The organism is Pseudomonas cuatrocienegasensis (genome assembly GCF_900110925.1).
Lineage (GTDB): Bacteria > Pseudomonadota > Gammaproteobacteria > Pseudomonadales > Pseudomonadaceae > Aquipseudomonas > Aquipseudomonas cuatrocienegasensis.
Window position 1 is genome coordinate 146,492 of the sequence record NZ_FOFP01000007.1, and the last position, 25,111, is coordinate 171,602.

Below are 25,111 nucleotides of genomic sequence, written 5' to 3' on the forward strand. Positions count from 1 at the left end.
TGAGCCAGGCCCGCTGGTGCGCACGGCGCACCCTACGTATTGGCATGCCGGCATCAGGCCCTGACCCGACTCTTGTCCGGGTCATAGGCCACGGTGCCAGTGGCTACCGTGGCACCGATGCGTTTTTGCTGGCCATCGAGCTTGCCGATTTCCACCCGTGTGCCCGGCGCGCAATAGTCGATGGCCAGGCGGCACAGGGCGATGTTCTTGCCCAGCACCGGCGAGCGGGTGGCGCTGGTAATCACGCCGACCTGGGCACGGCCGACATGCACGCAGTCGCCATGGGCGGCGATTTCGTTGCCGTCCAGTTCCAGGCCGACCAGTTGCTGCATGGGGTGTTCCTTGCGCCGCAACAGGGCATCGCGGCCGATAAAGGCGTCCTGCTTGCTCTTCAGGGGCACGCAGAAACCGATGCCGGCCTCGTACGGATCGGTCTGGTCGCTGAATTCGTAGCCGGCGAAGATCAGCCCAGCTTCGATGCGCAGCATGTCCAGCGCGTGCAGGCCGAGCGGGGCCAGGCCCAGGGGCTCGCCGAGTTGCCAGAGGCGTTGCCAGAGCGTCATGGCATCACTGGGGTGGCACCAGATCTCGTAGCCCAGCTCGCCGGTGTAGCCGGTGCGCGATACCATCAGCGGGATGCCGTTGTAGTCGTCCAGGCGGCCGACCAGGAAGCGGAACCAGCCCAGCTCCGCCAGCGCCGGCTGGGTGCCCGGCGTCCAGATCATCTGTTTGAGCAGTTCGCGGCTGAGCGGGCCTTGCACGGCGATGTTGTGGATCTGCTCGGAGGCTGACTTGATCCACACCTTCATGCCGAGTTTTTCGGCCTGTTGGCGCAACCATTCGCCGCCGAAGTCCTCACCGCCGATCCAGCGGAACGCATCCGGGCCGAGGCGTAACAGGGTGCCGTCGTCGAGCATGCCACCGTGCTCGTAGCAGATGGCGCTGTAGACCACCTGGCCGACCGCCAGCTTGCGTACGTCGCGGGTCAGGCAGTAATTGAGCAGGGCTTCAGCGTCGGGGCCGAGCACCTCGAATTTGCGCAGGGCCGAGAGGTCCATCACCGCCACCCGTTCGCGGCAGGCGTGGTATTCGGCGAGGGTGCCGTAGCCGTCGAACTGGGTGGGCGTCCACCAGCCGCGGTAGTCGCTGAAGTGGCCGGTGAGGGTGCGGGTGCCAGGGTGAAAGCCGCTTTCGCGGGTCAGCACTGGGTCGGCGTCGGGTGTTTTGCGATTGGCCATGGCGATACTGAAACGCTCCTTTTCGGCATACACGCGGATATGGATGTCGGTCGGCTGCCAGCCGTTGGCTGGGTCGATGTCGTCCGGGCAGGAGCTGCTGGCGCAGACCAGGTCGGTCATGGCGCGCAGCAGCACGTAGTCGCCGGGGCGCGACCAGGGTTCATCCAGCGTGAGCTGCTGATGCGCATCGACCCCGGTGTTGAAGAAGAAGTTGATCGCCGGCCACCCCGCGCGCCCCTGCACGCCATGGGCGGCGAGGGCGCGGCTGATGTTGTCGCTGCAGTTGGCGTGGCCGAAGTAGCCCTGGGCCTCGTAGTAGCGGGCGGTGCAAGCCAGGGCGAAGGTGTCGTGACGGCCAACGGTGTCGCGCAGCACTTCCAGCATCGGCTGCAGGTTGCGGTCGAAAAATTTGCTGAACAGGCCAGGGCCGGGATAGGCGTTGCCGTTCAGGGTGCGGGTGACGGTGGGGTCGAGGTCGATCTCACGGCCGGCGTCCAGGCCGCGGCTGTCGAAGGCAACGAAGTCCGAACACTGCCGCCCGGCGACGTCGATCACCTGGATGTACTGACCGGCGCCAACACGGTAGTCACGTGCCGTGCCGGGGGTGATGGTAAATTCGTCGATCACCTCGCCGAGCGGTGCCGGCAACGTTGGGATAAGCAGGCTCGACGGGTTGGCGCGCTGGATCAGCAGGCGCAGTTCGCTGGCGCGCTGCTGGCTGTCTACTGCTACCGGGCCGCCGGGTGCCGCGACTATCACCAGCACTGGCGCGCTGGCTGTGAATGAGCGGCTGAAGCCGGCGGGCGTGCTCTCGGGCCACAGCGCGGCGGCGTTGGGCAGGTGGCGGCAATCGATGCCGCGCATGCGCAGCCCGGCCTGTACATGGGCCGACTCGCCGCTGCCGTCATGCAACAAGCGGGCGATAAAGTCGGCCCCAGGGCTGCCCAGCAGACTCAGCTCGGCCAGTGCCTCGCGACCCGCCTCGGCGAAGGCCAGTAGCTCGGCACGCTGGTCGCCTTCGACGTCGATCACCTCCAGGCGATCGCCGGGCTCCAGGGCGATCACCGTCAGCCCGCCAGGGGCGACGCGATGACGCTCCAGGCCCGGTGCGCGGGCGAACAGCGCCGGCTCGTGTGGTCGGCTGATCACGGGCATCTGCATGCAAGGTTCCTCGATTATTCTTATTGGTGCGCACGGCGCACCCTACGGGCTGCTGCGCGCACCGATATATCCGTCAGCCCACGGCCTTGATGGCCGTCTGCGGCTCGTCCGCCAGGTACGCCTCCAGTGAGTCGTCCAGTGCCTCCAGCCAGGGGGTGTGATGCGCGGTTGCCAGGGTGCCGGTCATCAACGAGCGGTGGCACTTGTTGCGGTAGCCCATGATGTCGTCGTACTTGTCGTGCTTCCACTCAAGGAAGGTCTGGTTTACCGCGGCAATGTCGAAGCTCGGGTAGTCGGTGGCGTCGATCAGGGTCTGGATGTATTTGCCCTGGAACTCGAACATTTCCTGGGCGTTCTTCAGGCCCAGTTCTTCCTCGCGCCAGGCCTGGTTTTCCCCGTGCATGGCGGCTTCGTCGGGCAGCACGATGCGCCCGAGGATGACGTCACGGGCATACCAGGCCTGGGCGTCGAACATGTTGAAGCTGTACCACTGGTCCTGCATGCCGAGGTAGATCAGCTTGGGGTTCGGCTCCCAGAACACGCCCTTGTAGAGGTTCAGTGGCCACAGGCGGTTGCCGGTCTTCAGGCGCAGCTCTTCGCTGAGGAAGGGGAAATGGTGCTTGTAGCCGGTGCACAGGATGATCGCGTCGACCGGCTTGCTGCTGCCGTCGGCGAAGAAGGCGGTGCTGCCTTGGACGTGCGTGAGCAGCGGTTTTTCTTCCCAGTTTTCCGGCCATTTGTAGCCCATGGGCGCGCTGCGGTAGCAACTGGTGATCGAGCGCGCGCCGTATTTGTAGCACTGCGAGCCGATGTCCTCGGCCGAGTAGCTGGCGCCGACGATCAGCACGTCCTTGCCTTTGAATTCCAGGGCATCGCGAAAATCATGGGCATGCAGTACGCGCCCGGCGAAGCGCTCGAAACCCTCGAAGTAGGGCACGTTGGGCGTGGAGAAGTGACCGCTGGCGACCACCACGTAGTCGAACTGCTCAGTGTGGGTCAGGTCCTGGTCGTAGCTGTGTACGGTGACGGCGAAGGTGCCACTGGCTTCGTCGAAGGTCACCCCGCGCACGGTGGTATTGAACTGGATGTACTGACGCACGCCGGCTTTCTCGACGCGACCCTGGATGTAGTCCCACAGCACCTCACGTGGTGGGTAGGAGCCCATGGGCCGGCCGAAGTGCTCATCGAAGGTGTAGTCGGCGAACTCCAGGCATTCCTTCGGCCCGTTCGACCAGAGGTAACGGTACATGCTGCCGTGCACCGGCTCACCGTGTTCATCCAGACCGGTGCGCCAGGTGTAGTTCCACATGCCACCCCAGTCGGCCTGCTTCTCGTAGCAGACCAGATGCGGCATGACGGCGCCCTTGGCAGCGGCGGACTGGAAGGCGCGAAGCTGAGCCAAGCCGCAGGGGCCGGCACCGATGATGGCGATACGAGGGGTCATGTGGCGCTCCTGGTGGAATTATTTTCAGGAATTTAAGTTTCTCTCTGCGAATCACCATACGGCCTGTACGGCAGCCTGCAATTCGTCCCGAGGAGGTACCCCTTTGGAGGTAGTCGCATGCACTGCGCCAAGGCATGAGGGCCTTATGCTGGTGCAGCAACTGGGGCGTTATTAGTTTCCTGGCAAGAAATTATCTTTCTTTATGGTGTGTTTGACGCTTTGCGCCTGGGGCATGGAATTTGCTCACCGCTGACACCCATCGCTGCTTTCTGGAGGCAGGATGTTTCAGTCGTTGTTGCGCACCCTGTTGCACGAGCAGCCCAGGCGAGTCGATGCCACGCCTGGCTACCAGCAGGGGCTCGATGAATTACCGCTGCGCCTGCTGCAGCAGGCGGGCAGCGATGCGCCCTTGCTGGATCTGCTGCCGCACCTGCGCGATGCACTGAACGCCAACGCGCTGTACTTGCTGCTACCCGTGGCAGGCGCGCCAGGCTGGCGGCAACTGGGTGCGCCGAGCGCTGAGGGCTGCCCCTGCGGTTTGGCGGCCTGCGAGCCGACGGTGCCGGGGACGGTGCGCTTGTGCCGCGGCTGTCTCGACCAGGGCCGCTACCGGGCTCTCGGCGGTTTGCCGCCGGAAGACGCTCGGCCGGCCTGGTTGCTGGTGGATTTCAGCCAGCGTCCCGGCCCCTGGCAGCGCGAGCGCATGCAAGACATCACCCGGCGGCTGAGCGAGGTGCTGCAGGCGTTCGGCGAGTCCCGGCGGCTGCGCCGCAGCGAGTTGGCCGCCGAGCGGGCGGTACTGGCGCGTGAGCTGCACGACTCGGTGGCGCAGCAGCTTGGCTACCTGCAGATCCGCAGCAGCCGCCTGCAGGCGCTGTTGGTCGAACACCCGCATCCCGCTGCCGGGGCGATGCTCGACGACCTGCGTGAGAGCGTGCGGGTCATGCATCGCCAGGTACGTGAGCTGATCAGCAATTCTCGCCTGGGCATGGATGGACGCAGCCTGCGCCAGGCCCTGGAGGCCTCGGTGGACGAATTTGCCCGCTGCAGCAGTTGCGTGTTCACCCTGGATAATCGCCTGCCCGCCAACTGGCTGCCGGCGGAGGGCGAGCTGCAGCTGTTGCAGATTGTCCGCGAGGCGCTGGCCAACGCGGTACGTCACTCCCATGCGCGGCAGGTGTGGGTGCGCCTGTGGCCAGTGGCGGGCGGGGCAACGGTCGAGGTGCGCGATGACGGCGTCGGCCTGCCGGAACCCTTGCCCGAGGGTGGGCATTTCGGCCTGGGCATCATGCGCGAGCGTGCAGCAGCCATGGGTGCACAGTTGACCCTGCAGGCGGCACCTGGCGGCGGTACTTGCGTGCGCGTGCACTGGGGGCGGCCATGAACGAACCGGTAAGCCTGTTGTTGATCGACGACCACCCGCTGCTGCGGCGCGGGCTGGCCGAGCTGTTTGAGTCGAGTGGAGCGTTCCAGGTGGTCGGCAGCGTGTCCAGCGGTGCCCAGGGCATCGAGCTGGCTGAGCAACTGCAGCCGCAGATGGTGCTGCTCGACCTGCATATGCCGGGCCTTGACGGCCTGGCCACTCTGGCGGCGCTGAAACGTCAGCAGCCGGCGTGCCGGGTCATGGTGCTGACTGCCTCGGCGGCGCGCGATGACCTGCTTGCCGCGCTGCGCGCCGGCGCCGATGGCTACCTGCTCAAGGACAGCGAGCCGGAAGACCTGCTCGCCGCCGTAGTCGCTTGTGCCAGTGGCCAGGCGCGCCTCGACCCCGCGCTGTCGACGCTGCTGGCCGGCAGCCTGCGCGAGCGCGATGCTCCCGTCGACTCTCTGCGGGTCAGCCTCACCGAGCGTGAGCGGCAAACCCTGGCGCTGATCGCCGAAGGCTTCAGCAACAAGCTGATCGGCCGTCAGTTGGGCATCAGCGACGGCACGGTGAAAATCTATGTCAAACACCTGCTGGGCAAGCTCAATCTGCGTTCGCGCTTGGAGCTGGCGGCCTGGGCACATCGCAGCGGCTTGGCCGATGATCGTGGGGAGTGGCGATGAACTGGCTGCAGCGTAGCCGTGCAGGCCTGGGCCGACTGCTGGCGCCAGACGCCGCCGATGTCGATGACCTGCCCATGGCATTGGTTTATCTGGATGAGCGCGGACGGATGTGCCGGGGTAACCGGGGCTGGGAGGTGCTTAGCGGCTACCGGGCGACTGACTGCCTGCAGCGTGATCATTGCGAATTTCTGCATATCGAGGACCGCCCGCTTTGGCAACTGGGGTTGCAGAGCCTGACCGAACAAGGCCCCTCACCCTGGGTCGGTAGCCTGCGTTACCTCAGCCGGGCCGGTGAGCTACTGTGGGTCGAGGCACGGGTCGTGCGCCGCTCAGGTGGCTATGTTGCCAGCCTGGCGGATATCAGCGCCCAGGTCCCGCAGCGCCAATGGCTGCACGCCCGCCACCGCAGTCTGAACAATCTGCTCGATGGTCTGCCGCTGATGGTCTACCGCTGCCGCAACAACCGGCACTGGAGCATGGAATATGTCAGCGCCGGGTGCCTGGAACTGACCGGTTACGCCCCCGAGCAACTGATCGACAGCCAGCACCTGACCTTCAATAGCCTGATTCATCCGCTGGATCGCGAACCCGTCTGGAGCAGCGTGCAAGAGGGCCTGCGCGCTGTGCAGCCGTACGCTTTCGACTATCGCCTGCTGTGCGCTGATGGCCGGGAAAAGTGGGTGAGCGAACGCGGCCGCGGCATCTACTCCGACTGGGGCGACGTCCTCGGGCTGGAAGGTGTGGTGATGGAGCGCGCAGAGCGTGAGCGGCTGCCAGTCGCGCTGGCCCACCCGGCGGGCTTCTGAGCACGTAGCTGAACGCCCCATACCCTGGTGACGCTGTCCCGGGTATCGCGGTGCTCCACCCAGGCTACCAAGTGCTCAGATAAGTCGTAGCCTGGGTCGAGCGAAGCGACACCCGGGAGAGGCCCCGGATTCAATTCCCCGCCATAAAGCTCTCGGGGTCTGCACAACGAAAAACGGCCCGCCACAAGGGCGAGCCGTTTGCTGACACTGCGGTCGATCAGAACTCGTGATCGGCGGTGTCCGGGTTGAGGTCGCTGATGCCCAGCTTGCCGGCCGCTTGCTCGATGGCGCCGGTCTGCTTGACCAGGGCACCGATGGCGTCGCGCACCAGTTGCTGACCTTCGGCGTTATCGGCGGCGATCAGTTGATCGAAGTGCACGTTGTTCTTCTCGGCGCTGTCGACCAGGGCCTGCAGTTTGGCTTCGGTTTCTTGCAGGTCGGCCTTCAGTGTGGTGTCGGCCGCAGCATCGGCCTTGGCCACCAGGGAGGACAGGCTCGGGCCGGTCAGAGTGGTGCCGTCGACTTTCTTGTACTCGCCCAGGTAAACGTTGCGAATGCCCTTGCCGTTGTAGAAGTGCGAGTTGTGGGTGTTGTCGCTGAAGCAGTCATGCTCGTCTTCGGTGGAGTTGGCTTCCAGCGCGACCTTCATGCGCTCGCCAGCCAGTTCGCCGAGGGACAGGCTGCCCATGCCGAAGAGCATTTTGCGCAGACCGTTCTCGGCCGACTCGCTTTCCAGGGTGGCGCGGTAGTTGTCGGCAACGCCGGCTTGCCACTGGCCGACCATCTCGTCCAGGTCGGCAACCAGCAGGTCGGTAGCTGCCTTGAGGAAGGCACGGCGGCGTTCGTTATGACCACCTGTGGCGCCTTCACCCACGACGAAGTCGCTCGCCGGACGCTCACCCGCACCCGGGTTGGTGCCGTTCAGGTCCTGGCCCCAGAGGAGGAACTCGATGGCGTGGTAGCCGGTGGCGACGTTGGCTTCCGAACCGCCCAGCTCATTCAGGCTGGCCAGCAGTTCCGGGGTGATGGTGGTGACGTCGAGCTTGTCTTCGCCGACCTGGATCTCGGTGTTGGCGATGATGTTGGCCTGGGCGCCCGGGTTGCCCAGCGCGTGCTGGTAGTCAGTGGCGACGTAATCGATCAGGCCTTCATCCAGTGGCCAGGCGTTGAGCTGGCCTTCCCAGTCGTCGACCACGGCGTTGCCGAAGCGGAAGACTTCGGTCTGCATGTAAGGCACGCGCGCCGCCAGCCAGGCGTCACGGGCGGCCTTGAGGGTGTCGTCGCTGGGGTTGGCGAGCAGGGCGTCGACTGCGCTTTGCAGCGCCTTGCCTGTGGTGGCGGCATCGCTGAACACGGCCAGGGCCAATTCGGCGTAGTGGGCGACCACGGCTTTGGCAGCGGCCTCGTCAAGCGTGCCGCTGGTGGCGACCGGTGCGCTTTCGCTGCTGGCGGCTGGCGCGGCGGCCTGCGGCGCAGGGGCCTTGTCGTCGCCGCAACCGGCGAGGGAGATGGCGATGGCCAGCAGACTGGCGGAGGCCAGGGGCATACGAATCATGACGAGTTCCTTTGCGGTGTGGAGGTGTGCGCACGCAACTGCGTACGGAAAACTGCAACATAATGCGAAAGATTTGCATTTTGCGCAAAGGGTCTGTGCAACGCATTGAATGTTCATGGCTTGAGCACGCAAGCAAAAGCGTGCGCCAGGCCTGCCTGGACAGTGCTGGATGCCGCTAGAATCAACTGACTTACCTGCTGCCCTATTTGTGGAGCTTTGCGCATGAGCCTTGCCAGTGTCGTTGTTCTCGTGGTCCTTATTCTGCTCGCCGGTTATGCCGTGGTGCTCTACAACGGCCTGGTTCGCCTCAAACATGGGGTGAGCAAGGCCTGGGCGAATATCGACGTGCTGCTGCGCCAGCGGCATGAGGAATTGCCGAAGCTGGTGGAAACCTGCAAGCAGTACATGCAGCACGAACGTACCACCCTGGAACGGGTCGTTGCGGCGCGCCAGGCAGTCTCCAGCGCCCGCGAGCAGGGCGACGTCAGCGCTGTAGGGCGCGCTGAAAGCGGCCTGCGTGCCGGCCTTGGTCAGTTGTTCGCCCTGGCGGAGAACTACCCGGAGCTCAAGGCCAATGACAGTTTCCAGCACCTGCAGCAGCGCATCAGCGGCCTGGAAAACGGCATTGCCGATCGCCGTGAGCTGTACAACGAGGCGGTGAACCTGAACAACGTGCGCATCGAGCAGTTCCCCGATGTGTTGCTCGCCCGGGCTTTCGCCTTCAAGCCCGCAGCACTGCTGGAGTTCAGTGAGGCAGAGAAGGCCGACGTCAACCTGGCCTCGCTGTTTAACTGAGCCATGGGACTTGAAGGCCTGACATTTGGCCTGGCTGCCAGTGCTGTACTCAGCGTCGCCAGTGGCTGGTGGGCGCTGCGCCGCCTGGTGCAGGCTCGTCATCTGCTCGATACGCCGACCTCGAAGATCCGCTCTGCGGCCCAGGGCTATGCCGAGTTCTATGGTGTGCTGCAGGAAATCCCCGAGACGGTAATAGTCGCGCCCCTGACCGGCACGCCTTGCCAGTGGTGGCGCTACCGCATCGAGGAATACCAGGGCAGTGGCAAGAGCCGCAGCTGGCGGGTGGTGGAGCGCGGCACCAGCGAAGCCTGGCTGCTGCTCGATGATCACACTGGCCAGTGCCTGATCGACCCGCGCGGCGCGCTGGTGCGCCCAGCTACACGGGTGGTTTGGCAGGGCCATCAACGCCATCCGCGCGGGTTGGCGAAGACCGGTTTTTTCGCAGCGCTGGGCCTGGGCCGTGAATACCGCTACACCGAAGAGCGCCTGCACAGCGGGCAGCCGCTGTACGCCATCGGTGAGTTTCGCAGCAGTGGTGGCGGACGCCAGGGGTTGGACCTGGACGCCGCCCAGCGCACGGTGGTGAGCGAGTGGAAGGGCAACTTCGATGGTTTGCTGCAGCGCTTCGACCAGAACAGCGATGGTCAGCTTGATGAGCGGGAGTGGGCGCGGGTACGCCTGGCCGCCCGCCTGGAAGCCGAAGACCGGCATCGGGCGCAGAGCGCGCAACCTGCGCGTCACCAACTGAGCAAACCACGGGAGTCACAGCCTTTCGTGCTGTCGTGTGCCGGTGAGGATGAGCTGGCGCGACGCTTTTACTGGCAGGCTGCTGCGGGCTTCGTGCTATGCCTGGCAGGCGCTGTGGCTTACGCCTGGTTACTGGGGATCAAGGGTTTTTGATGCGCTCGCGCCGCCGCATGGCGGGCGCGGCTAAGGCTATGTCCCAATAGGGCCATAGCGCAGCACCGGCATGAAACCAGGTGTAGGAGCCCCGCCTCGGGACGAAGCGATTGCAGCCATTCAGTTACCTCGGCGTTGCCCATGGCATTCGCCGCGGGGCGCAGCTCCCACGAAAAGCATCCTCGCCACGCAACACCGTACTGGGACAGAGGCGCGGCTACAGGGTGGCGGGGTTGGCCGAGGCGCCGATACGCCGGGCCTGCTTGAGGTACAGGGTCAGCTCGCGGGCTGGCAAGGGTTTGCTGTAGAAGTAGCCCTGCCCCTCGTGACAGCCCTGGGCGATGATGTAGGCCTCCTGCTCGGCGGTTTCCACCCCTTCGGCGATGACCTGCATGCCCAGGCTCTTACCCAGCTGAATGATCGCACGCACGATGGTCGCGTCATCTTCGTCGTCGAGCAGATCCTGCACGAAGCTCTTGTCGATCTTGATCTTGTCCAGCGGCAGGCTCTTCAGGTAGCTGAGTGACGAGTAACCGGTACCGAAGTCGTCGATCGCGATCAGCGCGCCGGAGCGGCGCAGGCTGAGCAGGTGCTGGGCTGCGGTGGTGATGTCTTCCATCAGGCCGGTTTCGGTGACTTCCAGCTCCAGGCTGCGCGGCGGCAGGCGATACACCTGCATCAGGTTATTGACCACCCTCGGCAGTTCCGCGTGGTGCAGTTGTACGGTGGACAGGTTGATCGCCATGCGCAGGTCAGCGAAGCCCTGATCATGCCATTCGCGCAATTGGCGGCAGGCCTGATCGAGAATCCATTCGCCAATCGCGATGATGGTGCCGTTCTGTTCGGCCAGTGGAATGAACAGGTCTGGCGGCACCAGCCCATGTTGCGGATGCTGCCAGCGCAATAGCGCTTCGACGCCGACTACGCGGTGATCGCGGTAGCTGATCTGCGGCTGATAGACCAGGTGGAACTGCTCTTGCGGCAGGGCCTCGCGCAGGTCCTTTTCCAGCTCGCGGCGGCGACGCATTTCACTGTCCACGCTGGCGATATAGAACTGGTAGCGGTTGCGTGAACGGCTCTTGGCCAGGGTCATGGTCTGTTCGGCTTTCTGCAGCAGCTTTTCGGTGCTGTCGCCGTCCTCGGGGAACAGGGTGATGCCGATGGTGGCGCGCAGGCGCACTTCCTGGTGGTCGAGAATAAATGGTACTTCCAGGTCGTCAAGGACCGCCTGGGCCAGTTCTGCCGCTTCGTAGGGCTGTTCGATATCGGCCTGGACCAGGGCGAACTGATCGCCGCCCAGGCGCGCCAGAGCGCCGAGCCTGCCGCTGTGGCTGCGCAGGCGGTCGGACAGCGCCAGTAGCAACTGGTCGCCGGTCTGGTAGCTGAACTGCTCGTTGATCCCCTTGAAGTCATCCAGCCCCACGCAGAGCACCGCCACGCGGCGCTGCAGGCGCCCGGCATCATCGAGGATCTGGTCGAGTTGTTGCTGCAGTTGCTGGCGATTGGGCAGGCCGGTAAGGAAGTCATACTGGGCCATGCGCAGCAGGCTGTTCTCGGCCTCGCGTCTTAGCTGGGTATTGCGCTCGATCGAGGACAGCAGCTCATTGGCGGTATTGATCCACAGGCCGAGCTCGTTCTTCTCGTGGCCCTTGAGCATGGGCAGCTTGTTTTCGCTGGGCCGGTCGGGGTTGATGTTGGTCAGGTGTTCGATGATTTTCGACAGCGGTTTGGTCAGCAGCCAGTGGTAGACCAGGTACAGCACCAGGCCCATGGCCAAGGCGCGCAGCACGCCGGAGATGAAGATGATCACCGAGTTGATGATGAAGCTTTCACCGTACTGCGCCGTATCGAGGGTGATGTTCAGGTCGCCGTAGTACTCGCTGTAGGGGCCGCGGCCGACCAGGCGCGTGGTGAAGCTCTGTTCTTTGCCGAGGATTGGGTCGGTGAGCCAGCGGGTTGGCAGAAGCACCGCCTCACGGGATTTTTCCGCCAGCATGGGTTCGTTGGGATGGCCAATGGAGGCGAAGCGTACCGACTCGTGCTGGAACAGGCCTTCGATGACCTGCATGCCCATTTCCCGGTCCAGGCTGTAGACCGCCTGGGTGGAGGGGTCGCGGAACATGCCCAGGATGCGATGGGCATCGTTGGCCACCGCTTGGCGGGTCTTGTAGACGTCGAACACGATCTGCGCACAGCTGAGTACGACACCGACCACGAATGCTGACAGCAGCACGACGCGCAGCAACTTGAGTGACAGGCTGTTCTTGAGTTCCAGCTTCAAATGGCGATTCCTTGTGCGTTGCCAAATGCGTCGACGTGCTGAGTATTGGCAAACTCACGGTTGCAGTCAAAGGGCCATTATCTCGCCACGTTGCCTGGGCTGCCGTTGAGTGTCCATGGCATGTTGCTGTTGCAGGATTCTACCGCCTGATAGCTGTATCGGAGCAAGAGCGGAGGACTTGAATATCACCTGTGGACTAAGCCGACATCAAAAGGCGATACGAGGTGTCGTCAATGGCGCCGAGTGGGTTATTGCCGAGCATAAAAAAACGCCGCGAACCAAGAGGCATCGCGGCGTTTTTTTTCATTGGGGCTTAGGCGGCGAAGTTTTTCGCCACGAAGTCCCAGTTGACCAGGTTCCAGAACGCTTCGACGTACTTCGGACGAACGTTGCGGTAGTCGATGTAGTAAGCGTGCTCCCATACGTCGCAGGTCAGCAGCGGGGTATCGCCGCTGGTCAGCGGGCAGCCGGCACCGATGGTGCTGGCCAGGGCCAGGGAGCCGTCAGCCTTCTTCACCAGCCAGCCCCAGCCGGAACCGAAGGTACCGATGGACACTTTGCTGAACTCTTCCTTGAACTTGTCGAAGGAACCGAAGGCGGTGTTGATCGCCTCAGCCAGGGCGCCAGTCGGCTCGCCACCAGCGTTCGGTGCCAGGCAGTTCCAGTAGAAGGTGTGGTTCCAGACCTGGGCCGCGTTGTTGAAGATGCCACCAGAGGAGGTCTTGACGATCTCTTCCAGGGTTTTGCCTTCAAACTCGGTACCAGGTACCAGGTTGTTCAGGTTCACGACGTAGGTGTTGTGGTGCTTGTCGTGGTGGTACTCCAGGGTTTCCTTGGAGATGTGCGGCTGCAGTGCATCATGAGCGTACGGCAGTGGCGGCAATTCGAAAGCCATGGTTTATCTCCTAATCAGGTCAGTTGCGGTGGTCGCAAGGCCGATCACGGGCGGCCAGACAATCAGACGGTGTGGAAACAGGCGCGACAGGTGACAGCCACATAAGCCGATAGACCGACCGTCGTTCATCGAGCAACGGGGGTATTCCGGCAGTGCCTGTAGCCGTACCGCGGTACGTTTTCAGACAGCCTGCAAAACGGCGGGAGCTTGCTGCTCCTTGTACCGTAGGCCCCGGATCATAGCACCGGCCCTGCGTCATAACCACGCGGCAACTGTGTGGGAAAGCCGCTGCCAGGGTTTCGTTCGCAGCCGCGAACGAAACGTCAACAGACCCTTGGGGCATTGCATCGGAGGCCGAGCGGCGCCCAGGGTTCAACCTGTTGGCGCGTTCCTGAACAGTTGCCAGGCCAGACTCAGCATCATGGCTGCCACACCCAGATCGATCAGCCGCCAGGTGGCCGGGCGTGCCAGCCAGGGCGCCAGGCGTGCGGCGCCGAGTGCCAGACTGAGAAACCAGATCAGCGAAGCGCTGGCTGCACCCAGGGCATAGGCCGCCGGAACGCTCTGGTTGGCGCCGAGGGAGCCAATCAGCAGGACCGTGTCGAGGTAGACATGAGGGTTAAGCAGAGTAACGGCCAGGGTGGCGAGGAGTACCGCCTTGCGTGAGCGCGGCGCGGCGGCGCTGTTCTGTTGCAGAGCGCCCTGCGGCCGCCAGGCACGGTGCAAGGCCAGTAAACCGTAGTAGGTGAGAAAGGCCATACCGCCCCAGCGTGCTGCCGCGAGCAGCAATGGGCTGTGCAGCAATACGCTGGCCAGGCCGAACACGCCGGCACAAACCAGTAATGCATCGCACAGAATGCACAGCGCAGCGGCCGGCAGGTGATGTTCGCGGCGTAGGCCTTGCGCCAGGACGAACGCATTCTGCGCGCCGAGGGCGATGATCAGTCCGGCGGCAATCAGGAGGCCATTGCTGTAGCTCTGCCACATGGCTTAGTCCTCGCCTTGGTACTTTGCCCGACCGCCAGGGGGGGCGAGCGCAAGGGTTTGCTGATCGTCATTGAATAGCTCGGTTATTGCTTTCATGGTGGCTCCATAAGTCGGTGATGCTGGCCAGTCTGCTGCCCATTGTTGTATAAGAAAAATCAATAATGGTTGACCCTCATAAGGAAAATCGATTTGTTCGACTATAAGCTGCTGGCCGCTTTGGCTGCGGTGGTGGAACAGGCTGGCTTCGAGCGGGCGGCGCAGGTGCTGGGCCTGTCCCAGTCGGCGGTGTCCCAGCGCATCAAATTGCTTGAATCGCGCATTGGTCAGCCTGTGCTCGTGCGCGCAATGCCGCCGACACCGACCGACGTCGGCCGGCGGCTGCTTAACCATGTGCAGCAGGTACGCCTGCTGGAGCGAGACCTGCAAGGCCAGGTGCCGGCGCTTGATGAGGACGGCCTGCCTGAACCTCTGCGTATCGCCCTGAATGCCGACAGCCTGGCGACCTGGTGGGCACAGGCGGTCGAGGCGTTTTGCGCGCACCATCGGGTGGTGCTGGACCTGGTTGTAGAAGATCAGGAAGTCGGTCTCAAACGCATGCGTGCCGGCGAGGTGGCCGCCTGTGTCTGCGCCAGCGACCGTCCAGTAGCCGGCGCGCGCAGCCTGGCCCTCGGTGCCATGCGTTACCGGGCGCTAGCCAGTCCAGCGTTCATTGCTCGACACTTTGCCGACGGTGTGCGCGCCGATACCTTGGCCCGTGCCCCGGCCATCGTCTACGGTCCTGATGACCAACTGCAGCATCGCTATATGGCGCTGCTGGGCGTCGAAGGCAGTTTTATCCATCATTTGTGCCCCTCGTCCGAAGGTTTCGTGCGTCTGGCTGAGGCCGGGCTGGGCTGGGGGCTGGTGCCGGAGTTGCAGGTGCAGGAGGCTATGGCGGCAGGACGGTTGGTGGAGCTGCTGGCGCAGCGACCGATCGATGTGCCGCTGTATTGGCACCACTGGCGCAATGGGGGCGAATTGCTCGGGCAGTTGACTGATCATCTGGTCCGCGCAAGCCGCAAGTGTCTGATCGCACCAAACGAGGACAAGTCATGAAAATTCTGGTGACCGGGGCAAGCGGATTTATTGGCGGGCGTTTCGCCCGCTTTGCCCTGGAGCAGGGTCTCACGGTGCGTATCAACGGGCGGCGGGCCGAAGCGGTGGAGGCTCTGGTCGAGCGTGGCGCGGAGTTTATTCAGGGCGATCTGAGCGACATCGAGTGCGTGCGGCGCCTGTGCCAGGGCGTGGATGCTGTGGTGCACTGCGCCGGAGCAGTGGGCGTCTGGGGGCCGTATGCGCATTTCCACCAGGCTAACGTCAGCGTGACTGAAAATGTCATCGCGGCGTGCCTGAGCCAGGGCGTGCGACGCCTGGTGCAGCTCTCCTCGCCGTCGGTGTATTTCGACGGGCGCGCGCATCAGGGGCTGACGGAAAACCAGGTGCCGCAGCGCTTCTCCGATCACTACGGCAAGAGTAGGGTCTGTTGCCGTTTCGTCGCGAGCCGCGTTGCCGCGCAAAATCTCGCCAGGCTAGGCGGAGGACGCAGGGAATGGTGTTCCCTTGCCAAGTCCTCCAACAACGCATGGCGAGATTTTGCACGCAACCCGAAGGGCCGGGCCCGTTTTAGCGCGATGCTGCGTTTCTCGATGGCTCATTTAGCCGGCTAAACTTCGCATCTCGTGCCTTGCCTCGCGCTAAAACGAGCTCCGGCGCGGCCGCGAGCGAAACGGCAACAGACCCTAAATACCTCGCCGAGCAACGGGTGTTCGAGGCCCAGGCCGAGGGGCTGGAAGTGATTGCTCTGCGCCCGCGCTTCGTCACTGGCGCAGGTGATACCAGCATTTTTCCGCGACTGATCGCGATGCAGCGCAAAGGCCGGCTGTCGATCATCGGCAATGGCCTTAACCGGGTCGACTTCACCAGTATGCAGAACCTCAACGACGCCTTGTTCAGCAGTCTGCTGGCCGGCGATGAGGCCCTTGGGCGGGTGTACAACATCAGCAATGGTGTGCCTGTGCCCCTGTGGGATGCAGTCAATTATGTATTGCGTCAGTTGGCGCTGCCGCCGGTGACTCGCCACTTGCCCTACGGCGTGGCATACGCCGCCGCTACGCTCAACGAGTGGACCTGCCGGTTACTCCCCGGCCAACCCGAGCCGACCCTGTTCCGTCTGGGCGTGGCGGTAATGGCCAAGGATTTCAGCCTGGACATTGGCCTAGCGCGGCAGTACCTGAACTACGATCCGCAGGTCAGCCTATGGACGGCACTGGATGAGTTTTGCCAGTGGTGGCGGGCCTAGGGTCTGTTCCCGTTTCGTCGCAAGCCGCGTTGCTGCGAAAAATCTCGCCAGGCTAGGCGGAGGACGAAGGTAATGGTTGTTCCCTTGCCAAGTCCTCCAACACCGCATGGCGAGATTTTGCGCGCAACCCGCAGGGCCGGGCCAGTTTTAGCGCGATGCAGCGTTTCTCGATGGCTCATTTAGCTCACTAAACTTCGCATCTCGTGCCTTGCCTCGCGCTAAAACTGGCTCCGGCGCGGCCGCGAACGAAACGGGAACAGACCCTAGCATTAGGCATAGACCCGCTGGCCGCGGTAGATGCGCACTGAGCCTGTGTGATGGGCGGGGGCCGGCTCCACCAGCAGCGGGTGCCCGGCCTGCATGCGCGGAGTAGGTGCGGCGGGCTCGAAGGAGAAGGGGGTTTCGCTCAATTGCGCCAGGCGCATGCCAAGCTGGCGGGTGTCGTCATTATCGGAGCTCAGGCAGGCGCTGAGCATGGCGTTGATTGCGTCGGGCTGGCTCAGGCGAATATCCAGTGCCTGCTCATCGCGCAGTTGGCGGCGTAGCGCTTTCATGCAATCGAGTACGGCCTTGTTGAGTTCCATTATTGCCCCCGTTATCGCATTGGCTGATGGCCGCGCTCCGGCGTGCCTATAGCGCACCACAAGCTCTAGCCCGCGGTACACGACGGGGTGCATGGCTCCTGTGCACACGTGAACGTCGTATTCAGGCAAGTGCAAAGTGCATACCAGTTCACATCCCTTGAAACTACGCGGCTTGTAGCCGGTCCCAGGCGTGGCGCGCGCCCTGCACAGGTGCGATTGCACTGTGATAGCGCGGGACTAAAAGCTCGCGGCGTGAACCGCTATACTGGCCGCCTTTCTGACCGGCGTTTTTCTGAAGGTTTTTCCCATGCGTAACGATGCTCACGATGAACTCGATGATGTGCCCAGCCTGACCACCGATGCGCGCGACCGCGACAGCTACGAGGTCGAGCGCGCCGAGCCGGCACGGGCCCCGACTTATGGCCGTGCGACACCGCCAGCCAGCAGCCGTGGCGCCAGCACCGGTGCGCTGTGGGCGCTGGTGGGGGCTTTGATGATCGCCCTCGGCGGGCTGGGTTGGTGGAGCTTCCAGCAGATCAATCTGATGGAGCAGCAACTGGTAGCGACTCAGGAAAGCTTCGCGCGTATCAGCGAGGAAGCCGCCGGGCGTATCCAGGATATATCCGGCAAGGTGGTGGCCACCGAGTCGACGGTAACCAGCGGCAGTGAAGCGCTGCGTCTGCAGGTGCGCCAACTGGAAACCAAGGTTGCCGAGCTGACCAAGCAACAGCAGGCTGCAATTACCCAGCAGCGTAGCCAGGACGGTCGTCTGGAACAGCTGACCACGGATCTCAAGGCGCAGCAGGGCGAAGCCGACAAGTTCGCGGCACCGCTCAAGACCCTGGGCACCGAACAAGCCGCGCTGAAGAGCGAATTGGCCACCTTAAAGGCCGCACAAGGGGGTGTGGGTGAGCTGGAAGCGCAGCTTAAACGTCTGAGCGGTGAGGTGGACGCACTGAAGAAGATCGGCAACCCGAACCAGGCCATCAGCCGGATCGAGCAGGACTTGCTGGTACTCAAGGGCGACCTGGAAACCCGCCCGGCAGCCAGCAGCAATACCGCCGAGTTCGATGCCTTCCGCGCGCAGATGAGCCGTAATATCAGCACCCTGCAGGCCCAGGTGCAGAACCTGCAGCAGCAGATCGACGCCATGCGTTAAGCCGCGGCGCCGCAACGCAAAAAACCGCCGCTACGAACGAAGCATGCTTCGACCGTAGCGGCGGTTTTTTAATGGCTATGTACCAAGGGGCACTACTTGGCAGTAGGGTGCGCTGCGCGCACCAAGCAATTGCAACCAGCGTTGGTGCGCACGGCGCACCCTACGGGATGCAGCGGCCCCGCACTTGAACGTAACACGGCGTCACTGCGTTACGTCGGCGCCGCGAATTACAGACGCGGGTAGTCGATATAGCCGACCGGGCCTGCGCCGTAGAAAGTTTCCGGGTGCGGTTCGTTCAACGGGGCATCCTGCTGCAGGCGCGCCGGCAGATCAGGGTTGGCGATAAACGGAATACCGAAGGCCACGGCGTCAGCTTTGCCGCTGGCCAGCCAGTCGTTGGCCTGGGCCTTGGTGAAGCGCTCGTTGGCGATGAATACGCCGCCGAAGGCTTGCTTGAGGCTAGGCGACAGGCTGTCGTCGGCTTCTTTCTCGCGGGCGCAGATAAAGGCGATGCCACGCTTGCCCAGCTCGCGAACCACGTAGGTGAAGGTCTCGGCACGCTGGCTGTCACCCATGTCGTGGGCGTCGGCGCGCGGTGCCAGGTGCATGCCGACCCGGCCGGCTGGCCACACCGAGAGCACGGCGTCGGTCACTTCCAGCATCAGGCGCGCACGGTTCTCCAGGGAGCCGCCGTATTGGTCGGTGCGCTGGTTGGTGCTGTCCTGCAGGAACTGGTCGAGCAGGTAGCCGTTGGCGCCGTGAATTTCTACCCCGTCGAAGCCGGCGGCCTTGGCGTTTTCGGCACCTTGGCGATAGGCCTCGACGATCTCGGCAATCTCTTCGGTTTCCAGGGCGCGCGGAGTCACGTAGTCCTTCAGCGGGCGGATCAGGCTGACGTGGCCCTTGGCGGCGATAGCGCTCGGTGCGACCGGCAGTTCACCGTCGAGGTAGCTGGGGTCGGAAATGCGGCCGACGTGCCACAGCTGCAGGACGATCTTGCCGCCGTTGGCATGCACCGCCTGGGTGATGCCGTGCCAGCCACGGACCTGGTCGTCGGACCAGATGCCGGGGGTGTCGGGGTAGCCCACGCCCATCGGCGTGACAGAGGTAGCCTCGCTGATGATCAGCCCGGCGGAGGCGCGTTGTACGTAGTACTCGGCCATCAGCGCGTTGGGCACACGGCCGGCATCGGCGCGGCAGCGGGTCAGTGGCGCCATGATGATGCGGTTTTTCAGCTCCAGCTCGCCAATGGTGATCGGGTCGAAAAGAGTCGTCATATCGTCTCCAGGTGGGTCATTCAGGCGGTGCCTGAGGTTAGTCAGAAGTCGCCGGTACAGGTTCAGCCTGCGTGCGGCGGGGGTTAAATGTCGGCAGCGTGGCAATCAGTGCCAGGGCAGGCTGCGGCCCCTAAGTCGGCCGTTACAAGGTTTGACCAAGCTGTTGGATAAAAGCCTGAAGGGCCGCTTCGTCGCGCTTGAAGAAGTGCCACTGGCCGACTTTGCGGCTGCTGATCACCCCGGCGCGCTGCAACGTGGCCAGGTGCGCCGAGACCGTCGATTGCGACAGGCCAGTACGCTGGACGATCTTGCCGGCGCATACACCGATCTCCAGTGGATGATCCTGCTCGGCAAAATAAGCCTCTGGGTCTTTCAGCCAATGCAGGATGTCGCGACGCACCGGGTGAGCGAGGGCCTTGATGACATCGTCGAAGTCGGGCGGCATGAAAATCCTTTGAAACCTTGGCATATCGGAGTGGGGCGAACTTTATATCGCTATGTGCCGATATACAGATCGTTCGTGACGATAGTGCTCATTGATCGGCGTGATGGCATCGGGGCTTTTGAAGCTTCGGCGTGACCGCGTTGTCAATCCATGCCGATGGCGTAGGAGGCTGGCATGGCTGTGGTGTAATGAGGCCCCGTCGTCCAGACGCCGCGCTGTCGCGAAGCAAACTGGATGCGCGCGGGGCTCGCTGTTGTGGGAGGGGCTTTAGCCGCGAAGATTTCGCGGCTAAAGCCCCTCCCACGTATAGCGTAATAACCCATAAAATCAATGACATAAAAGTTGTTTGATGAGAGCGAATTTATTCGCGATGCTGTTGCTGTCGCGAATAAAGGTTAGTCGCCCACTTCAACAGACCCAGAGTGGCTGCCATGAACTACCTTGCACACCTTCACCTGGGCGGCGATGCGCCGGCCCAGTTGCTTGGCAGCCTGTATGGCGATTTCGTCAAAGGCCCGCTGGATGGGCGCTGGCCGGCCGATATCGAGGCGGCTATCCGCTTGCATCGGCGCATCGATGCCTTCACCGACAGCCACCCGCTGCAGGCTGCATCGCGAGCGCGCTTCCCGCGTGAGCGACGGCGCTATGCCGGGATGCTGCTGGATGTGTTCTTCGACCACTGTCTGGCCTGTCACTGGCCGGCGTATGCCGCCGAACCGCTGGGGCAGTTCACCGCGCGGGTCTACCAGGTACTGGCGGCGACTCCGACGCTACCCGAGCGCCTGGCACTGATCGCGCCACGTATGGCAGCGCAGGATTGGCTGGGCAGTTATCGTGATTTTGCGGTGCTCGAACAGGTGGTGGCAGGGTTGCAGCGGCGCCTATCGCGTCCCGAGGGGCTGGACGGCGCCATGGCCGAGCTGGAGGCGCTGTACCAGCCGCTGCTGGACGACTTCCATGCCTTTTATCCGCAGCTGCAGGCGTTCGTCGCGACGGAGCGCGCTTAGGCCGCTGCGCCTTCCTCTTCCTCGGCGACTTCGGCCACGACCTCGGCCTCCAGCACCACGGTACTGATCACTGCCTGGGCACGCCGGGCCAGCTCGTTGCGGTTCAGGCCATGGCTGGCAATCGGTGGCAGTAGGGTGATTTCAACGTCGCTGACCTCACAGGCCAGCAGGCGCAGCAAGTGAGCGCCCATGCTGTCGTCGCCGATAAAGGGTGCCACATCATCGCGCTCGCCGTTGCGCCGATAGCGGATCGCCACCGGCTGCACGGCGACCTGGTTGTCGATGGCACTGCTCAGCAGCCGGCCATGGAAGGTGCGCACTGCGCGCCCGTCGGTGGTGGTGGCCTCGGGGAACAGCAGCGGCGAATGGCCGGCCTGTAGACGTTCGCCGAGCTGGGCGTTGAGGGCGCTGCTGTCACCGGCGCCACGGCGGATAAACAGGGTGCCGGCCTTGTGCGCCAGCCAGCCGGCCAGGGGCCAGTCACGCACCTCGGCCTTGGACAGGAAAGACAGCGGGGCTATCAGCCCGAGCAAGGGGATGTCGGTCCAGGACACGTGGTTGCTGACCCAGAGCATGGCCGCTTGCGGGCGCTCGCCCCGCAGGTGCACGCGAAACGGCAGCACACCCGCCAGACGCGCCAGGTACCAACGACTGATGCGCTGACGCAGCGCCAGCAGGTCGTGGCGCGCCAGGCGCTCGCCCAGGCTGATCAGTGCCGCGAGCAGGGCGCCCAGGGCAATGACCGCAAACAGGTGCAGCAGGCGCAGAACAAGACGCAGTGTGCTCATCGATTTCCCCAGGGGCTGCCGGCCAAGTGGTCGGCATTGTCCCTAGGCTGCCCCCAGCGGTGCAAGCCGTGGGTCACACGGCGGCTTTGAAGTGACGAGCGTAGCGCGGGCAGAGCTCATCGCGTTTGAGCAGGATGAACACGTCGGCGACCTGGAAATCGCGGTCCCAGCACGGCTCGCCGCAGATCTTGGCGCCCAGGCGCATGTAGGCCTTGAGCAGTGGCGGCATTTCGGCGATCACGTTGCTCGGCACATCCAGCGCGGGCAGCGGGTGGCGCGGTTCGGCGCGCACGTGCTCGGTACACAGGTAGCGTTCGCGCAGGCGCTGCATGATCGCCTGGGCCTGGATACCGCCGTCCTGCATGGAGATGCTCGCGCAGCCCATCAGGTAGCGATAGCCGCCTTCGTTGAGCACCTCGGCCAGCTCGCTCCACAGCACGGCGATGGTCGCGCCGTTGCGGTAGGCCGCGTCGACACAGGTGCGGCCGATTTCCAGTACCGGGCCTTCAAGCTCGGGCAGGCCATGCAGGCTGAATTCTTCTTCACTGTAATAGCTGCCCAGGCCTGCGGCTGCGCGGTGGTCGAGCAGGCGGGTGGTGGCGACCAGCGCACCGGTGTTCAGGTCGCGTACCCCGATGTGCTGGCAATGGGGGTCGTAGGCATCCATGTCCAGGCCCAACTCGGCGCCCTGCATCTCGGCCGCGAATTCGCTACTGAAAACGCGGTAGCGCAATGCCTGAGCTTCACGCAGGGCGTGGGCACCATTCAGGCGTTCGGCTTGCAGGTGACGCGTGCGGGGGGCTGCGATCTGGGTCATGCCTTATTCTCCATGGTCTGGCGACTGGGCCTTGCAACCGATGACTGCGGTTGGGCAATCTCAGGCTAGGTGGCCGCCGTGTCACCCCCGTGACGCTTTTTTGATGCTTATGTGACGGTGTAGCCTGGCTGTATGAACCTTGTCTGATTACTGGCTCCTGCGGGAGCAGGCGCCGTTAGCAGGCGCGGCAGATTGTCGCCCAGGCTTGATCCATATCAGTACGCGCTGCCGGGCGTCGCACTAAGGTTGCCTCGCGTTCCATCTATGAGGTTTCCATGCGCCGCGAGCCCATCGTGCTGTTCGATAACGGCAGCCACCAATGCCTGATGTTCGATGATCTGGTCAGCGGCGAGGGCGTGCAGTCCAACCAGTTTCTGATCACCGATCATGAGCAGTCGCTGCTGCTCGATCCGGGGGGCAATCTCACCTACACGCCGCTGTCGCTGGGCCTGTCCAGGTTCATGTCGGTGCAGGACCTGACCTACATTTTCGCCTCGCACCAGGACCCGGACATCATCGCCTCGCTGGACAAGTGGCTGCTGCACACCCGCGCGCGGGTGATCTGCTCCAAACTCTGGGCGCGCTTCTTGCCACACCTGACCGCCAATTACCTGGCCATCAACCATGGCATTTCCACCTACGACCGGATCATCGCCCTGCCAGACCGCGGCCAGTCCTTTGCTCTGGGCCAATGCACGCTCAAGGCGCTGCCGGCGCACTTTCTCCATTCGGTGGGTAACTTTCAGCTGTACGACCCGGTGAGCAAGATTCTGTTTTCCGGCGACATGGGTGCCTCGCTGGTCGACGACGCCAGCCCGGTGCAGTCCTTTGCCGCCCACGTGCCGCACATGGAAGGTTTCCATCGGCGCTACATGGCCAGCAACAAGGTCTGCCGGTTGTGGGCAGGTATGGTGCGTGAGCTGGACGTGGCCATGATCGTGCCGCAACACGGGCGGCCTTTTGTCGGGCAGGCGATGATCGATGCCTTTCTCCAGTGGATTGAACAGCTCGAATGCGGCCTCGACCTGATGGGCCCGGAGGATTACCGCGTACCACGCTGAGGCACTACTTTTGGTGTCATCAACGGCGTGCTAGGTTCTCTTGCCGCACTCGCGGTGCGACCGAGAATCCGTGATGTCCCGAGCTTTATTACGTCATTGCCTGCTGACATGGGCGCTGCTGGCGCCTGCTCCTGCCCTGCTGGCCGAAACCTGGCCGGTGCCGGACTGGACGCCTGGCCCTGCATTGAGCGGCGAAGCCCTGGCCACGCTGGAAACCTATGCTTTCCCGCCCCGTGATGACGCTACGCGTCAGGGTGTGCGTACTGATGCGCTGCTGGTGATCCGTGACGGTCAGATTGTCTACGAGCGCTATGCGGCGCCGACCACGGCGAGCAGCGCCCACCTGAGCTGGTCGATCAGCAAAAGCCTGCTGGCGACTGTGCTGGGCGTGGCCTATGGCGAGGGGCGCTTTCAGCTCGATGCGCCCGTGGCCCGTTACTACCCGCCGTTTACTGCGCACCCGCAGATCAAGGTCGGCCACTTGCTCAACTGGGCCTCGGGCCTGGCCTGGCAGGAAGGTTACGAATACGCGCCGCTACGCTCCTCGGTGGTGGCCATGCTCTACACCCGTGGCCGTGCGGACATGGCGGCCTTTACCGCCAGCCACGACGCCGACGCGGCGCCTGGCGCGCGCTTTCGCTACTCCAGCGGCGACAGCAACGTACTGGCTGCGGCCCTGCGCGGTATGGTCGGTGACGCCGCCTATGCCGACTATCCCTGGACGGCACTGTTCGAGCCGATTGGCGTCAGCAGTGCGGTCTGGGAGCGCGATGCCGCCGGCACCTTTATCGCCTCGTCCTATGCCTACCTGAGCGCCCGCGATCTGGCGCGGGTTGGCCTGCTGATGCAGCGCAATGGGCGCTGGCAGGAGCGACAACTGATCCCACCTGCGTGGATTGCTTTTAACCGCACGCCGTTCGCCAACTACCAGGCGAGCGCGAAGGGCGCCGAGCCTGTACCCGGCGGGCACTGGTGGCTCAACCAGGGCGCGGATGGCGCGGCCACCGCCTGGCCGGATGCGACGCCTGCGACCTATGCGGCGCTCGGCCACTGGGGCCAGGGGCTGTACATAGTGCCGGAAGACAACCTGGTGATCGTGCGCTACGCCGATGACCGCGATGGTCAGTTCGACGCCAACACCCTGTTGCGCCTGGTGCGCGCCGCCGTCCGTGAGGTGCAGCCATGATTCGACGTCGACCCTTGCGCAGCCTGGTTTTGCTGGCGCTGGTATTACTGGGTGTGCTGGCTTGGCAGCAGCGGGTTCATTTGCAGGCCTTCCCCGGTATCCTGGGCGCCTACAGTGCCAAGGAGTATTGCTCCTGCCGCTATGTGACTGCGCAGCCGGCCGCCTATTGCGCCGGCTATGTGACCCAGTATCTGCCCCTGAGTGAACTGCACGACGATGCATCGCTCAAACGCGTGACCGCTCGTGCCCTTGGCCGCAGCGCCCAGGCGCAATGGCTGGGCCAGCGCCAGGGTTGCCAGTTGCTGCCCTGATTGTCCTGACCGAGGTTTCATGTTCGCGCT

The 25,111-nt window shown here is 63.8% G+C and carries 23 protein-coding genes and 1 pseudogene; 13 read left to right on the top strand and 11 right to left on the bottom strand.

What is annotated here, in order from left to right; all coding sequences use genetic code 11:
- Positions 1-53: 53 nt before the first annotated feature.
- Both BMW49_RS11880 and BMW49_RS11885 read right to left on the bottom strand, forming a co-directional pair.
- Positions 54-2,399, bottom strand: coding sequence for a trimethylamine N-oxide demethylase (locus BMW49_RS11880; protein ID WP_069519973.1), 2,346 nt, complete (start codon positions 2,397-2,399; stop codon positions 54-56).
- Positions 2,400-2,472: 73 nt separating this feature from the next.
- Positions 2,473-3,843 carry an NAD(P)-binding domain-containing protein gene (locus BMW49_RS11885; RefSeq protein WP_069519974.1) on the bottom strand — a complete coding sequence of 457 codons (1,371 nt, stop codon included), beginning with the start codon at positions 3,841-3,843 and terminating at the stop codon, positions 2,473-2,475.
- 280 nt (positions 3,844-4,123) lie between these two features.
- Between BMW49_RS11885 and BMW49_RS11890 the strand changes: the two genes are divergently transcribed.
- From BMW49_RS11890 to BMW49_RS11900, 3 genes are read left to right on the top strand one after another with little or no spacing between them, the layout of a single operon-like run.
- The gene (locus BMW49_RS11890) at positions 4,124-5,227 is read left to right on the top strand and encodes a sensor histidine kinase (protein WP_069519975.1); all 1,104 of its coding nucleotides are present in this window, start codon (positions 4,124-4,126) and stop codon (positions 5,225-5,227) included.
- On the top strand, positions 5,224-5,889 hold the full coding sequence (narL, locus tag BMW49_RS11895) for a two-component system response regulator NarL (RefSeq protein WP_069519976.1): 666 nt from the start codon (positions 5,224-5,226) through the stop codon (positions 5,887-5,889). The genes BMW49_RS11890 and narL overlap by 4 nt, the downstream gene beginning before the upstream one ends.
- Entirely contained in the window at positions 5,886-6,695 is an 810-nt protein-coding gene (locus BMW49_RS11900; RefSeq protein ID WP_083251789.1) for a PAS domain-containing protein, read from the top strand. Before narL ends, BMW49_RS11900 begins: the two co-directional genes overlap by 4 nt.
- A 217-nt stretch (positions 6,696-6,912) precedes the next feature.
- Here the strand turns inward: BMW49_RS11900 and BMW49_RS11905 are convergent, their stop codons facing one another.
- Positions 6,913-8,250, bottom strand: coding sequence for an imelysin family protein (locus BMW49_RS11905; protein WP_069519977.1), 1,338 nt, complete (start codon positions 8,248-8,250; stop codon positions 6,913-6,915).
- Positions 8,251-8,472: 222 nt separating this feature from the next.
- Between BMW49_RS11905 and BMW49_RS11910 the strand changes: the two genes are divergently transcribed.
- Positions 8,473-9,045, top strand: coding sequence for a LemA family protein (locus tag BMW49_RS11910; protein ID WP_069519978.1), 573 nt, complete (start codon positions 8,473-8,475; stop codon positions 9,043-9,045).
- 3 nt (positions 9,046-9,048) lie between these two features.
- Positions 9,049-9,945: a GIDE domain-containing protein gene (locus BMW49_RS11915; protein ID WP_069519979.1), complete on the top strand. Its 897-nt coding sequence runs from the start codon at positions 9,049-9,051 to the stop codon at positions 9,943-9,945.
- A 217-nt stretch (positions 9,946-10,162) separates the two neighbouring features.
- Here BMW49_RS11915 and BMW49_RS11920 read toward each other — a convergent pair whose 3' ends face one another.
- The 3 genes from BMW49_RS11920 to BMW49_RS11930 all read right to left on the bottom strand — a co-directional run bounded on the left by BMW49_RS11920 (position 10,163) and on the right by BMW49_RS11930 (position 14,108).
- A complete protein-coding gene (locus tag BMW49_RS11920) occupies positions 10,163-12,226 on the bottom strand; it encodes a putative bifunctional diguanylate cyclase/phosphodiesterase (protein ID WP_069519980.1) in 2,064 nt (687 codons plus the stop codon).
- A gap of 313 nt (positions 12,227-12,539) precedes the next feature.
- Positions 12,540-13,121 carry a superoxide dismutase [Fe] gene (gene sodB / locus BMW49_RS11925; protein ID WP_069519981.1) on the bottom strand — a complete coding sequence of 194 codons (582 nt, stop codon included), beginning with the start codon at positions 13,119-13,121 and terminating at the stop codon, positions 12,540-12,542.
- Between the two features lie 372 nt (positions 13,122-13,493).
- A complete protein-coding gene (locus BMW49_RS11930; RefSeq protein ID WP_069519982.1) occupies positions 13,494-14,108 on the bottom strand; it encodes a LysE/ArgO family amino acid transporter in 615 nt (204 codons plus the stop codon).
- A gap of 189 nt (positions 14,109-14,297) precedes the next feature.
- On the opposite strand from BMW49_RS11930, the gene BMW49_RS11935 reads away from it, so the two are divergent.
- The 3 genes and pseudogenes from BMW49_RS11935 (at position 14,298) to BMW49_RS11945 (ending at position 16,446) form a co-directional block, all read left to right on the top strand.
- Complete coding sequence (locus tag BMW49_RS11935) at positions 14,298-15,203, top strand: LysR family transcriptional regulator ArgP (RefSeq protein WP_069519983.1); 906 nt, start codon at positions 14,298-14,300, stop codon at positions 15,201-15,203.
- Positions 15,200-15,622: pseudogene (locus tag BMW49_RS11940) on the top strand (NAD-dependent epimerase/dehydratase family protein); the annotation flags it as partial. The gene BMW49_RS11935 and the pseudogene BMW49_RS11940, both read left to right, overlap by 4 nt.
- 209 nt (positions 15,623-15,831) lie before the next feature.
- A complete protein-coding gene (locus BMW49_RS11945) occupies positions 15,832-16,446 on the top strand; it encodes a Rossmann-fold NAD(P)-binding domain-containing protein (protein ID WP_139133834.1) in 615 nt (204 codons plus the stop codon).
- Between the two features lie 269 nt (positions 16,447-16,715).
- Here the strand turns inward: BMW49_RS11945 and BMW49_RS11950 are convergent, their stop codons facing one another.
- Complete coding sequence (locus tag BMW49_RS11950; RefSeq protein WP_069522648.1) at positions 16,716-17,030, bottom strand: hypothetical protein; 315 nt, start codon at positions 17,028-17,030, stop codon at positions 16,716-16,718.
- Between the two features lie 307 nt (positions 17,031-17,337).
- Here BMW49_RS11950 and BMW49_RS11955 point away from each other — a divergent pair, with 307 nt between their 5' ends.
- Positions 17,338-18,189, top strand: a complete 852-nt coding sequence (locus BMW49_RS11955) for an ATPase (RefSeq protein ID WP_069522649.1) — start codon at positions 17,338-17,340, stop codon at positions 18,187-18,189.
- A gap of 227 nt (positions 18,190-18,416) precedes the next feature.
- Here BMW49_RS11955 and BMW49_RS11960 read toward each other — a convergent pair whose 3' ends face one another.
- Positions 18,417-19,466: an alkene reductase gene (locus BMW49_RS11960; RefSeq protein ID WP_069520130.1), complete on the bottom strand. Its 1,050-nt coding sequence runs from the start codon at positions 19,464-19,466 to the stop codon at positions 18,417-18,419.
- 142 nt (positions 19,467-19,608) lie between these two features.
- Positions 19,609-19,911, bottom strand: coding sequence for an ArsR/SmtB family transcription factor (locus BMW49_RS11965; protein WP_069520129.1), 303 nt, complete (start codon positions 19,909-19,911; stop codon positions 19,609-19,611).
- 431 nt (positions 19,912-20,342) lie between these two features.
- Here BMW49_RS11965 and BMW49_RS11970 point away from each other — a divergent pair, with 431 nt between their 5' ends.
- Positions 20,343-20,918 (top strand): acyl carrier protein phosphodiesterase, encoded by a 576-nt coding sequence (locus BMW49_RS11970; protein ID WP_069520128.1) that lies wholly within the window; start codon positions 20,343-20,345, stop codon positions 20,916-20,918.
- On the opposite strand, the gene BMW49_RS11975 is transcribed toward BMW49_RS11970, so the two are convergent.
- Both BMW49_RS11975 and olsB read right to left on the bottom strand, forming a co-directional pair.
- Entirely contained in the window at positions 20,915-21,706 is a 792-nt protein-coding gene (locus tag BMW49_RS11975) for a lysophospholipid acyltransferase family protein (protein WP_069520127.1), read from the bottom strand. The genes BMW49_RS11970 and BMW49_RS11975 overlap by 4 nt on opposite strands.
- Positions 21,707-21,779: 73 nt before the next feature.
- Positions 21,780-22,523: an L-ornithine N(alpha)-acyltransferase gene (gene olsB, locus BMW49_RS11980; RefSeq protein WP_069520126.1), complete on the bottom strand. Its 744-nt coding sequence runs from the start codon at positions 22,521-22,523 to the stop codon at positions 21,780-21,782.
- A gap of 275 nt (positions 22,524-22,798) precedes the next feature.
- On the opposite strand from olsB, the gene BMW49_RS11985 reads away from it, so the two are divergent.
- The 3 genes from BMW49_RS11985 to BMW49_RS11995 all read left to right on the top strand — a co-directional run bounded on the left by BMW49_RS11985 (position 22,799) and on the right by BMW49_RS11995 (position 25,081).
- Entirely contained in the window at positions 22,799-23,584 is a 786-nt protein-coding gene (locus tag BMW49_RS11985; protein WP_069520125.1) for an oxygen-binding di-iron domain-containing protein, read from the top strand.
- A gap of 73 nt (positions 23,585-23,657) precedes the next feature.
- Positions 23,658-24,770 carry a serine hydrolase domain-containing protein gene (locus BMW49_RS11990; RefSeq protein WP_069520124.1) on the top strand — a complete coding sequence of 371 codons (1,113 nt, stop codon included), beginning with the start codon at positions 23,658-23,660 and terminating at the stop codon, positions 24,768-24,770.
- A complete protein-coding gene (locus BMW49_RS11995) occupies positions 24,767-25,081 on the top strand; it encodes an amidase (protein WP_069520123.1) in 315 nt (104 codons plus the stop codon). Before BMW49_RS11990 ends, BMW49_RS11995 begins: the two co-directional genes overlap by 4 nt.
- Positions 25,082-25,111 lie beyond the last annotated feature (30 nt).

Coding starts and splice junctions, on each gene's coding strand:
- BMW49_RS11975 (WP_069520127.1), bottom strand. CDS start 21,706: ATGAGCACACTGCGTCTTGTTCTGCGCCTGCTGCACCTGTTTGCGGTC.
- BMW49_RS11960 (WP_069520130.1), bottom strand. CDS start 19,466: ATGACGACTCTTTTCGACCCGATCACCATTGGCGAGCTGGAGCTGAAA.
- narL (WP_069519976.1), top strand. CDS start 5,224: ATGAACGAACCGGTAAGCCTGTTGTTGATCGACGACCACCCGCTGCTG.
- BMW49_RS11880 (WP_069519973.1), bottom strand. CDS start 2,399: ATGCAGATGCCCGTGATCAGCCGACCACACGAGCCGGCGCTGTTCGCC.
- BMW49_RS11950 (WP_069522648.1), bottom strand. CDS start 17,030: ATGGAACTCAACAAGGCCGTACTCGATTGCATGAAAGCGCTACGCCGC.
- BMW49_RS11890 (WP_069519975.1), top strand. CDS start 4,124: ATGTTTCAGTCGTTGTTGCGCACCCTGTTGCACGAGCAGCCCAGGCGA.
- BMW49_RS11970 (WP_069520128.1), top strand. CDS start 20,343: ATGAACTACCTTGCACACCTTCACCTGGGCGGCGATGCGCCGGCCCAG.
- BMW49_RS11905 (WP_069519977.1), bottom strand. CDS start 8,250: ATGATTCGTATGCCCCTGGCCTCCGCCAGTCTGCTGGCCATCGCCATC.
- BMW49_RS11955 (WP_069522649.1), top strand. CDS start 17,338: ATGCGTAACGATGCTCACGATGAACTCGATGATGTGCCCAGCCTGACC.
- BMW49_RS11985 (WP_069520125.1), top strand. CDS start 22,799: ATGCGCCGCGAGCCCATCGTGCTGTTCGATAACGGCAGCCACCAATGC.
- BMW49_RS11995 (WP_069520123.1), top strand. CDS start 24,767: ATGATTCGACGTCGACCCTTGCGCAGCCTGGTTTTGCTGGCGCTGGTA.
- olsB (WP_069520126.1), bottom strand. CDS start 22,523: ATGACCCAGATCGCAGCCCCCCGCACGCGTCACCTGCAAGCCGAACGC.
- BMW49_RS11910 (WP_069519978.1), top strand. CDS start 8,473: ATGAGCCTTGCCAGTGTCGTTGTTCTCGTGGTCCTTATTCTGCTCGCC.
- BMW49_RS11965 (WP_069520129.1), bottom strand. CDS start 19,911: ATGCCGCCCGACTTCGACGATGTCATCAAGGCCCTCGCTCACCCGGTG.
- BMW49_RS11990 (WP_069520124.1), top strand. CDS start 23,658: ATGTCCCGAGCTTTATTACGTCATTGCCTGCTGACATGGGCGCTGCTG.
- sodB (WP_069519981.1), bottom strand. CDS start 13,121: ATGGCTTTCGAATTGCCGCCACTGCCGTACGCTCATGATGCACTGCAG.
- BMW49_RS11930 (WP_069519982.1), bottom strand. CDS start 14,108: ATGTGGCAGAGCTACAGCAATGGCCTCCTGATTGCCGCCGGACTGATC.
- BMW49_RS11885 (WP_069519974.1), bottom strand. CDS start 3,843: ATGACCCCTCGTATCGCCATCATCGGTGCCGGCCCCTGCGGCTTGGCT.
- BMW49_RS11915 (WP_069519979.1), top strand. CDS start 9,049: ATGGGACTTGAAGGCCTGACATTTGGCCTGGCTGCCAGTGCTGTACTC.
- BMW49_RS11900 (WP_083251789.1), top strand. CDS start 5,886: ATGAACTGGCTGCAGCGTAGCCGTGCAGGCCTGGGCCGACTGCTGGCG.